The sequence below is a fragment of the Mycobacterium sp. 1245801.1 genome (assembly GCF_001673055.1).
Classification (GTDB): Bacteria; Actinomycetota; Actinomycetes; order Mycobacteriales; family Mycobacteriaceae; genus Mycobacterium; species Mycobacterium europaeum_A.
Window position 1 is genome coordinate 62665 of the sequence record NZ_LZKY01000426.1, and the last position, 10033, is coordinate 72697.

General features: G+C 67.0%; 13 protein-coding genes. 8 read left to right on the forward strand and 5 right to left on the reverse strand.

Going from position 1 to position 10033, the window contains the following annotated elements; translation table 11 throughout:
• From A5622_RS27615 to A5622_RS27630, 4 genes are read right to left on the reverse strand one after another with little or no spacing between them, the layout of a single operon-like run.
• Nucleotides 1–597: a TetR/AcrR family transcriptional regulator gene (locus tag A5622_RS27615; RefSeq protein ID WP_066882499.1), complete on the reverse strand. Its 597-nt coding sequence runs from the start codon at nucleotides 595–597 to the stop codon at nucleotides 1–3.
• Nucleotides 594–1367 (reverse strand): SDR family NAD(P)-dependent oxidoreductase, encoded by a 774-nt coding sequence (locus A5622_RS27620; RefSeq protein ID WP_066868824.1) that lies wholly within the window; start codon nucleotides 1365–1367, stop codon nucleotides 594–596. The genes A5622_RS27615 and A5622_RS27620 overlap by 4 nt, the downstream gene beginning before the upstream one ends.
• Entirely contained in the window at nucleotides 1364–1870 is a 507-nt protein-coding gene (locus A5622_RS27625) for a VOC family protein (protein ID WP_082984632.1), read from the reverse strand. Before A5622_RS27625 ends, A5622_RS27620 begins: the two co-directional genes overlap by 4 nt.
• Nucleotides 1867–2952, reverse strand: a complete 1086-nt coding sequence (locus A5622_RS27630; protein WP_066882501.1) for a dihydrodipicolinate reductase — start codon at nucleotides 2950–2952, stop codon at nucleotides 1867–1869. The genes A5622_RS27625 and A5622_RS27630 overlap by 4 nt, the downstream gene beginning before the upstream one ends.
• Nucleotides 2953–3067: 115 nt before the next feature.
• Between A5622_RS27630 and A5622_RS27635 the strand changes: the two genes are divergently transcribed.
• From A5622_RS27635 to A5622_RS27660, 6 genes are all read left to right on the forward strand, one after another.
• A complete protein-coding gene (locus tag A5622_RS27635) occupies nucleotides 3068–3925 on the forward strand; it encodes an SDR family oxidoreductase (RefSeq protein ID WP_066868827.1) in 858 nt (285 codons plus the stop codon).
• Between the two features lie 47 nt (nucleotides 3926–3972).
• Nucleotides 3973–4356, forward strand: coding sequence for a DUF1330 domain-containing protein (locus A5622_RS27640; RefSeq protein WP_066882503.1), 384 nt, complete (start codon nucleotides 3973–3975; stop codon nucleotides 4354–4356).
• Nucleotides 4357–4417: 61 nt separating this feature from the next.
• Nucleotides 4418–5773 carry a wax ester/triacylglycerol synthase family O-acyltransferase gene (locus A5622_RS27645; RefSeq protein WP_066882505.1) on the forward strand — a complete coding sequence of 452 codons (1356 nt, stop codon included), beginning with the start codon at nucleotides 4418–4420 and terminating at the stop codon, nucleotides 5771–5773.
• Between the two features lie 6 nt (nucleotides 5774–5779).
• Nucleotides 5780–6265 (forward strand): NUDIX domain-containing protein, encoded by a 486-nt coding sequence (locus A5622_RS27650; protein WP_066868836.1) that lies wholly within the window; start codon nucleotides 5780–5782, stop codon nucleotides 6263–6265.
• 1 nt (nucleotide 6266) lies between these two features.
• Complete coding sequence (locus A5622_RS27655) at nucleotides 6267–7172, forward strand: haloalkane dehalogenase (RefSeq protein WP_066868840.1); 906 nt, start codon at nucleotides 6267–6269, stop codon at nucleotides 7170–7172.
• A 35-nt stretch (nucleotides 7173–7207) separates the two neighbouring features.
• Nucleotides 7208–8467, forward strand: coding sequence for a cytochrome P450 (locus A5622_RS27660; RefSeq protein ID WP_066868844.1), 1260 nt, complete (start codon nucleotides 7208–7210; stop codon nucleotides 8465–8467).
• On the opposite strand, the gene A5622_RS27665 is transcribed toward A5622_RS27660, so the two are convergent.
• Complete coding sequence (locus tag A5622_RS27665; RefSeq protein WP_066868847.1) at nucleotides 8464–8832, reverse strand: hypothetical protein; 369 nt, start codon at nucleotides 8830–8832, stop codon at nucleotides 8464–8466. The two genes, A5622_RS27660 and A5622_RS27665, sit on opposite strands and share 4 nt — an antisense overlap.
• 84 nt (nucleotides 8833–8916) lie before the next feature.
• On the opposite strand from A5622_RS27665, the gene A5622_RS27670 reads away from it, so the two are divergent.
• Together A5622_RS27670 and A5622_RS27675 are read left to right on the forward strand one after the other, a co-directional pair.
• Nucleotides 8917–9204, forward strand: a complete 288-nt coding sequence (locus A5622_RS27670) for a hypothetical protein (protein WP_066868849.1) — start codon at nucleotides 8917–8919, stop codon at nucleotides 9202–9204.
• A gap of 56 nt (nucleotides 9205–9260) precedes the next feature.
• Nucleotides 9261–10033 (forward strand): DUF222 domain-containing protein (locus tag A5622_RS27675; RefSeq protein WP_156753119.1); only part of this gene is annotated, 773 nt, incomplete at its 3' end.

A 10033-nucleotide genomic window follows, 5' to 3' on the forward strand; every position in this document is an offset into this window, starting at 1 on the left:
CTACTTGCGTTTCCAATGCGGACTTTTGACCGCCTCCAGGGCATCGGTGACGTAACTATCCAGTGGCCGCGGCTTCCCGGACCGTCGCACCCATTGTTGGAATCCGAAATCGGCTGCCGCGAAGGCGAGTTGAACCAACAGGCCGGGGCGCAAATCGGTGTCCGGATCGACGCCCATCCGCTCGGCGATGAGTTTGGTGGCCCGCTCCTTGTCGGCGGGCCGGTGCACCGTGACCTTGTCGAGCAGGTCGGGGACCACCAGCAGGGCTTCGCGCCATTCTTCGGTGTCGGTCTGCTCGAACGAGCGGGTCCGCGTGACGATGGCATTGATCAGCGCGACATCGGGTGACTCGCCGGCGGGCCGGCCCTCGAGAAGATTGACGATCGCGGCCCCGCCGTACCGCACCGGTGCCAGGAGGAGCTCCTCCTTCGCCGGCACATGCCGGAAGAACGTGCGCGGGGAAACCCCGGCGGCCGTGGCGATTTCCTCGGTGGTGACCGCGTCGTACCCGCGCTCGACGAACAGGCGGAACGCCGCGCGCCGGATATCGGCCCGGATCTGTGCGCGCTGCCGGTCGCGGAGCGACTCGCCGTTCATCGGAAGCAGCCGATCCCGCCGTCGACGTGAATGGTCTGCCCGGTGATGAACGTGGCGTCACTGCCGAGCAGGAACGCCACCAGCGCCCCCACGTCGGTGCGGACATCGCCGATGCGTTTCATCGGCACCCGGCCCACGGCCTTGTCGTACTCCTTGGGCGCGAACGACTTCCAGAACCTGACCCCGTCGGATTCGGCAAAGGGACAGATCACGTTGACGCGGATGTTGTCGCGACCCCATTCCAGGGCCGCCACCTTCGACAACCCGCGGATGCCTTCCTTGGCCGCGGCATAGCCGCCCCACTTCGGCTCACCGCCGGTGCCCGTGCCCGAACCGAGGTTCACGATCGACCCACCGCCGGCCTCGACCATCAGCGGGTGTACGGCCTGCATCAGCAGGAAGGTCGCGCGGGGACCCACGTCGTAGCCCAGCGCCAGGTCTTCGGTGGTGATGTCGACGAACGCCTTGGGTTCGTTCGTCGCGATGGCGTTGTTGACCAGGCCGTGCACCGTGCCGAAGGCGTCGACCGCAGCGGCCGCGATCCGCTGCGCGCTCTGCGGGTCGCGCAGGTTCGCGACCAGTTGTTCGGCCGGTCCGATCGCCTTGAGCTCGGCGCAGGTCCTGTCCAGAACCTCTTCCTGGATATCGACCAGCAGCACCTTCGCGCCGCGTTCGAGCAGCGCGGTCGCGACGCCCTTACCGACGCCCTGGGCGGCGCCGGTGACGATCGCGACGTGTCCGCGCATGGAATCGGGGTGGCTGTAGCTCATCTGACCGGTCCCATCTGCAGCTGCACACCGCGATGCATTTCGTAGGTACTGCGCGCGCCGTTGGGGAGTTCGATGAACTCCACCGGTGTGCCGTCCGGGTCCTTGACGAAAAACATTCGGACGCCGCCGATCTCGAAGGGCACCTGGTCGGGGGTGTAGCCGGCGTCGATGACGCGGCGGTGGGTGTCGTCGAGATCGGTGACCGACAGCGACACATTGTGGATGCCGGTGATGCCCCGGCGTGCCGGCTTGTGGTCGGGCGGATTTGCGCCGATTGACAGCAGTTCGATCATCAGCCCGCCCAGCAGCCCGCCGACGACCCGGCCTTCCTGCTTACGGGTCGCATGCAATACCGCGTCGAAGGGCTCGCCGGAGATGAGGGTTTCGAAGACGACCTCCATGCCGAGCACGTCGCGGTAGAACGCCAGCGCGCGGTCCATGTCGGTGACGCCCACGACGAGATGACAGAACGAGACGTCGTCGAGGACGCTCTTGTCGGTCACGGCTTTTCCGCGGCGAGTGCAGGGGCGGGGCGCCCGGCGAACAGCGGCAGGTCGAGGTAGGTCTTGATGCCCGGCCCGGCCGCGCAGACGTCGGGAATGGCGTTGATGCAGTGATTGGCGGTGACCACGACGCCCGGATTCTTCACCAGTCCTTCCGCGATCGTCTCCGGTTGCAGACCCTTGAAGGTGAGGTTTACGTCGGGGTCGCCGGTGATCTCCACCTCGAAACGTTCACCCCGCCCGCCGAAATTCCAGGCCGGTTCCAGATTCTCCTCGCCCATCAGCCAGTTGACGGCCGCGGTGATGACCGGTTCGCCGTCGACGAGCGCCTGCCAGCGGAACCGGCGCGCGGCCACGGTGCCGGTCGTGATCGGGAAGGGGTCATAGTCGATGTCGGCGGTCGCCACGGCGACGTCCTGGATCGTCCGGATGTTGGGATCGATGCGAAATCCCATGCGGTCGGCGATCATTCGCACGGATTGTTTGAAGCCCGCTTCGAGAAGGCCGGCCATCGGTCCTTGGGTAGCTTCCTCGGGGGTGCCGCCGAATCCCATGATGTGGCGCACCACGTCCGGTGCGTTGTAGGTGCGGATGTCGGAGAACTCCTCGGCCCGCACGTGCGTCACCGCAGACGATAGCGAGGACACCATGAGCGGGAACCGCTCGGTGATGCCCCCCGGGTGGATGCCCGAACCATGCAGCGTCACACCGCTTTCCGTCGCGGCCTCGGCGACGGCCCGGTGACGCTTGTTGGCCGGATCGGGATAGACCCACCCGACGGGTGTGACCACGTTCTTGCCCGAGCGCAGGATCGCGATCACTTCGTCGTCGTTGGGTATCAGCGGGCTGTACATCACGCAGTCGGCGTCCAGCGCCAGTATCTCGTCCATGCTCGTGGTGGCGGTGACGCCGAGTTCACCGGTTCCGATGATCTTTCCGACGTCGACGCCGTCCTTGTCCGAGCTGTGCACCCAGCACCCCACCAGCTCCAGCCGAGGATGATTGATGACGCACGCGATCGCCGCCTTGCCCACGCCCCCGGTGGCCCATTGGATGACACGAAGCTTGGACGGGCTACTCATCATTGACCTCCCGGGCGGACGGTGCGCGGCCTTTACACACCGACGAATGAGATGGCAGGCTATGTCTCGCTGACAGTGACTGTCAACAATCGACGGTTTCGGGAGAGGGTCTGTGATGAGCGTCCTGGAGGGCAAAATCGCGATCGTCACCGGCACCAGCCGCGGCGTGGGCGTGGGCATCGCCCATGAACTACTGCGCGCCGGCGCGACCGTGATCGGCTGCTCGCGCTCACCGCTGGACGCGATCCCCGGCATCGAACCGGACTGGGCGCACCGGGCCTCGCAAAAGGTGTGCGACCAGGGCGACTACCGCTCGATCGACGCGTTCGTCGCGGATGTCGTGGCCACCCACGGCCGGGTCGACATCCTGGTCAACAATGCGGGCGGCACCGTTCCGGCGCCCCACGCCGAGAGCATTCCCGAACTGGTGCAGCGTATTCAGGGCGCGCCCGCCGCCGACGACGACTACGCGCGCACCGCCCTGTTTCACTCGTTCGCCGTGCAGATGAACCTGATCAGCCCGCTATGGTTCGCGATCCGCGCCTATCGGCAGATGCAGAACCAGGATGGGGTGGGCTGCGTCATCAACATCTCCAGCGGCGCCGGCCATCCTGCCGGATCGCCAACGCTGGTCTCCTACGGGGCGGCCAAAAGCGGCCTCAATCACCTCACCCGGTCGCTGGCCGAAGAGTGGGGACCCAAGGTGCGGGTCAACTGCATCGCCCTGGGGCCCACGATGACCGAGAACTTCCGATCGTTCGTGCTGCCCAAGGACGACCCCGATGGCGCAAGGTATTTCGCCGCCGTCCCGTTGCGCCGAGCCGGCGAACCCGCAGAGGTCGGACGGGTCTGCGTTTTCCTGGCCGGCGGTCAGGCCGACTTCGTCAACGGCACCACCATTGAATGCGACGGTGGCATGCTTCCCGGTGTGCTCTACGAGGCGGGACTGAAGACGATCACCGACCTGCTCTGACCGCCGTCGGCATCCGGCCAGACCAGAACCAGCGCAAGGAGATTCACATGAGCGGTCTAGAGCCCACGCCCGAGCAGTTCGCCGCGCTCGCCGCGCGACCGGCCGATGAACCGGTGGTGATGGTCAACCTGCTCAAGTTCAAACCCGAGGGCGGGCTGCAGAGCTACCTGCAATACGGCCGGGAAGTGGTTCCCCATCTCGAGCGGGTGGGCGCCACCCTGCGTTATGCCGGGGGAGCACCGTCGGTGGTCATCGGCGATGGCGAACACCCTTGGTGGGACGCGATTCTCATCGTCGAATATCCTGCCCCGCAGGCCTTCATCGACATGGTGACGATCCCGGAGTATGCGAAGGTGCACGAGCATCGCGCCGCCGGCCTGGACCGCGGAGACCTGATCGCGACCTCGACATGGACGATGGCCTCCGAGTGACCTGACGCGTCCGATCGCGCTATGCCTTTCCGGATCAGACCGAAATGGGTCTAATGGGTGGATGGAACTGATAAAGCCCACCGACGCGATCTTCCTGCTGGGAGAATCTCGCGAACATCCCATGCACGTCGGAGGCTTGCAGTTGTTCGAGCCCCCGCCGGGCGCCGGCCGCGGCTTCGTTCGCGACCTCTATAAGAGCCTGGTCGCTCAGCGGGATTTCCAGCCCACGTTTCGCAAACATCCCGCGAGCTTCGTCGGCGGCATCGCCAGCCTGGGCTGGTCGTACGACGACGACGTCGACATCGACTACCACGTCCGGCGTTCGGCGCTGCCGTCGCCCAAACGCGTCCGCGAATTGCTCGAACTCACGTCGCGGTGGCATAGCAGCCTGCTGGACCGGCACCGCCCGCTGTGGGAGACCCACATCATCGAAGGTCTGAAAGACGGCCGGTTCGCTATCTACACGAAGGTCCACCACGCGCTGATCGACGGTGTCTCGGCCCAGAAGCTGATGCAGCGCGCGCTGTCGACCGACCACGACGACCTCGAGATCCGCGCCCCGTGGGGACTGCGCAAACCCAAGCGCAAATCCGCCCCGTCATCTCCATTGCGCTCACTGGCCCGGACCGCGGGATCCGTTGCGGCACTGGCACCCTCGACGCTGGTTCTGGCGCGTGCCGCGCTGCTGGAGCAGCAGCTTACGTTGCCCTTCGGGGCGCCGAAGACCATGTTGAACGTCAAGATCGGCGGCGCTCGTCGCTGCGCCGCGCAGTCCTGGTCGCTGGACCGCATCAAAACCGTGAAGAAGGCCGCGGGGGTCACGGTGAACGACGTCGTGTTGGCCATGTGCTCGGGCGCCCTGCGCTACTACCTGCTCGAGCAGGACGCGCTACCGGACACGCCGCTGATCGCGATGGTCCCGGTGAGCCTGCGCACCGACGAGGAGGCCGACACCGGTGGCAATTTGGTCGGGGCCATTCTGTGCAACCTCGCGACCGACACCGACGACCCGGCGCAACGTCTGCTGACCATCAGCGAGTCGATGCGCAGCAACAAGAAGGTGTTCTCGCAGTTGCCGCGGCTTCAGGCACTGGCGCTGTCCGCCGTCAATACGTCGGCGCTGGCGTTGGCGGCGGTTCCGGGCTGGGTGACATCGACGTCACCCCCGTTCAACATCATCATTTCGAACGTGCCGGGGCCGACGCAGCCGATCTACTACGGGGGCGCCCGGCTCGACGGCAACTACCCGCTGTCCATCGCGCTGGACGGCCAAGCGCTGAACATCACCCTGGCCAACAACGCCGGGAATCTGGACTTCGGTCTGGTGGGATGCCGGCGCAGTGTGCCGCACCTGCAACGCCTGCTCGCGCATCTGGAGTCCTCCCTGAAGGACTTGGAACGCGCTGTCGGAGCATAGGATTCGATGGCGAAGCTGAGCGCGGGTGTGATGCTGTTTCGGATCCGCGATGGCGTCGTCGAGGTGTTGCTCGCGCATCCGGGCGGACCGTTCTGGGTCCGCAAGGACGACGGCGCATGGTCGATCCCGAAAGGGGAGTACACCGACGGGGAGGAGCCCTGGGTGGCCGCGCAGCGCGAGTTCACCGAGGAGCTGGGTCTGCCGGTGCCACCCGGACCGCGCGTCGACCTCGGTCAGCTGAAACAGTCTGGCGGCAAGGTAGTGACCGCTTTCGCCGTCGGCAGCGACCTCGACATCACCGATGCGCGCAGCAACACTTTTGAACTGGAATGGCCGAAAGGATCGGGCAAGCTGCGCGAGTTCCCCGAGGTCGACCGCGTGGGATGGTTCGCGATGGCAACCGCGCGGACCAAACTATTGAAGGGCCAGCACGGCTTTCTCGACCGGTTGATGGCGGACCCGGGCGTGGCCGGACTGTCCGAGGGAGCCTGACATGCAAACGTTGCGAACACCCGACGACCGGTTCGACGGGCTGCCCGAGTTCCCCTACCCGCCAAGGTATTGCGAGGTGCCCGACGACGAAGGCGGCGCACTGCGCGTGGCGTGGGTTCAGGACGGCCCGGACAGCGCCGACCCGATTCTCATGCTGCACGGCGAACCGTCGTGGTCGTACCTGTACCGCAAGATGATTCCGATTCTGGCCGCCGCCGGCCATCGCGTGATCTGCCCCGACCTCGTCGGGTTCGGCCGCTCGGACAAGCCGACCCGCCGCGAAGACCACAGCTACGCGCGCCATGTCGAGTGGATGCGGGCGACGGCCTTCGATGTGCTTGACCTTCGCAACGTCACCCTGGTGGGTCAGGACTGGGGCGGGCTGATCGGATTGCGGCTCGCCGCGGAGCATCCGGAACGTTTTGCCCGGGTGGTCGTCGCCAACACCGGGCTGCCCAACGGCGAGCAGCCCATGGCCGATGTTTGGTGGCGCTTCCGCGAAGCCATCACCTCGGCTCCGACGCTGGATGTCGGCGCGTTCGTCGCGGGCGGTTGTCGCACGCGGCTGAGCGAGCGGGTGCGGGCCGGTTATGACGCGCCGTTCCCCACTGACGACTACTGCGCGGGGCCACGCGCCATGCCCGGCCTGGTACCAACGTCGCCGGACGATCCCGCCGCGGCGGCGAACAAGTCCGCGTGGGCCAGGCTGTCGGCGAGCGCGACACCCATGCTGGTCGCGTTCAGCGACAGCGACCCGATCACCGGGCCGATGGCCGCAATCTTTCAGCGAGAGATGCGCGGCGCGCAGGGAATCGATCACCCGGTGATCCGGGGCGCCGGGCATTTCTTGCAGGAGGACGCCGGAGAGGAACTCGCCGGCCACATCGCGGAGTTCTTGCGCCGCTGAGTTGGGCGCTGCCGGGCGGCGGGCACAATGTCAGCATGACGACCGCGCCGACCGAGTCCACCAGACCCGACGAATTGTTGGTGCGGCTGCTGGACCCGGCGGTCCGGGCCGACCCCTACCCGCTGTTCGCGCAGTTTCGCGAACGGGGAGCGTTCGCCTTGCCGGAGGGCAACCTCGCGGTGTTCGCGAACTACCGCGACTGCGACGACGCGTTGCGCCACCCGTCATCGAGCAACGACCGGCTCAAGTCGACCGCCGCCCGCGCACAGATCGAGGCGCAGACCCAGCAGCTGCTCGAGGCGGGTGCCGAGGCGCCGCCGCAGACGCCGCCGGGGTTCTTGTTCCTGGACCCGCCGGACCACACGCGGCTGCGCAAACTGGTCAGCAAGGCCTTCGCGCCGAAGGTGGTGAGCGCGCTGCAACCCGACATCAGCACGCTGATAGACGGCTTGCTGGACCGGATCGCCGAAAAGGGGCGGTTCGAGGTGGTCGAGGACCTCGCCTACCCGCTGCCGGTGGCGGTCATCTGCCGATTGCTCGGCGTACCGCTCGAGGACGAACCGCATTTCAGCCGGGTGTCCGCGCTACTGGCCCAATCGCTGGACCCGTTCGTCGCCTTCACCGGAACGCCGTCGGACAACCTCAAGGAGCGGATGGACGCCGGAATGTGGTTGCGCGCCTACCTGCACGGCCTGATCGACCGGCGACGCTCGCGCCCCGGTGACGACCTGATGTCGGGTCTGATCGCCGTGGAAGAGTCGGGCGACCAGCTGACCGAGGAGGAGATCGTGTCCACCTGCGTCCTATTGCTGGTCGCCGGTCACGAGACCACCGTGAACCTGATCGGCAACGCCGTCCTGGCGATGCTGCGCCAACCGCCGCAATGGATCGCCCTCGGCGCCGACGCCAACCGCGCCCCGGCGGTCATCGAGGAGACGCTGCGCTACGACCCGCCGGTGCAGATGATCGCCCGAACTGCGGCCGACGGCATGGCAATTGGGGGCATCGAGGTGCCCGCCGGCGACATCATGATGCTGCTGACCGCCGCCGCCCAGCGCGACCCCGCCGAATACGACCGTCCCGACGTCTTCGACCCGGATCGAAAAGCCATGCGGCACTTGGGGTTCGGTCGTGGAGCACATTACTGCCTGGGCGCGCCGCTGGCCCGGCTGGAAGCCGGTGTGGCGCTGTCGGCGGTGACGGCGCGTTTCCCGAACGCCCGGTTGGACGGCGAGCCGCGGTACAAGACCAACGTCACGTTGCGCGGGCTGTCGCAGCTGATGGTCGCGGTCTAATCCCGCTCCCACGGCGGGCTTTCGTCCATCTTCTTGTAGTACTTCGCCAAGTGGCTCTTGATCCGATCGACATCGGCCGTGGGCACGTCGATACCGCCCCGCGCGCCGTCCATGATGGCGCCGGCCGCCATCACGCCGCGTGGCACGGCTTTGAGGTCGCCGTCGATGACGTCGGCGATCAGCAGCTTGTAGGCGGTGAAATTGTCCTTTTTGTCGCCGTCGTACCAGACGTGGGCGTCGCGGTACTTCTGGTTCGGACCGTCCTGGGCATCGGCCCACTTACGCACCCGCTTCTCGGCCGCGTCGCCGTCCCACTTGCGGTCACGATCGGCCAACGGCAGATCTTGAAAGGCTGTGACTGACATGGTGGCCGCGTGCCCGCTGTAGTCGGGGCTTAAACGAGACCAAAACCGCTTACCCAAGCGGTAGCGTCGTGACGGGAGGCAACCATGAAGCGCAGCATCGTTGGTGGAACGGCTGCCCTGCTGACGGCCGCAGGGCTGATTGCCTCGGCGCCGCCCGCCGGCGCCGGCTGCCAGTACGGGGGACCCGTACTCAGCAAGTGCGACGGCCCCGTCCAGCCCGACGGCACCTGGCAACGTTGCGTCGCGGTCACCCGCCTGGTTCCCAATGGCGCCAGTTCCTACCTCGTGCCCGACAATCACTGCGGCCTGATGGGTCCCGGCCAGCAGCCCTCGGATTTCACCTTCGCCGATCCACCGACGCACATCGACTGAGCCGGGAACGTGGTTTGGGCGGCCGTGATGTCGTACCCGGTTGCGATGATGACGTCATGTCCCCGACCGCGACTGCAGCCAGCGTCGAAGCGTCCCCGAAGGAACGTCTCGGGGAGCTCTTCGACGAACTGGCGGAGTTGACCGGTCAGCGCAATGCGATTGATGGGCGCGTCGTGGAGATCGTGGCCGAGATCGACCGCGACGAGTTGTGCGGGATGACCGGGGCGCGGTCGGTGCCGGCGTTGGTGGCCTGGAAGACGGGGTGTTCGTCGGCAAATGCGCGCACGATCGCCACCATCGCGAGCCGGCTGGAGGAGTTCCCGCGCTGCGCGGCGGGCATGCGCGAGGGCCGGCTGTCGCTGGACCAGGTTGGGGTGATCGCGGCGCGGGCTGGCGAGGGCTCTGATGAGCATTACGCCGAGCTTGCCGCGGTGGCCACGGTCAGCCAGTTGCGTACCGCGGTCAAGCTCGAACCGCGGCCCGACCCCAAGCCCCGGCCCGAGCTTGAGCGCTCGCTCACCGCGACCGCCACCGAGACGGGCAGTTGCTACCGGATCACCCTTCCGCACGATGACGCCGCGAAGTTCGACGCCGCGGTGGCGTCGCATCGTGAGGCGCTGATCGCCGAGTGGAAACACGATCAGGCCACCGGCGCGGGTGATCAGCGGCCGCCGTTGCCGGGCACGGTCGAGGCATTCATGCGGCTGGTCGAGGCCGGCTGGGACGCCGAGGCGGCGCGGCGCCCGCACGGACAGCACACCACCGTGGTGGTGCACCTCGACGTGGAAAAACCCACCGCGGCGCTGCATCTGGGTCCGCTGCTCTCCGA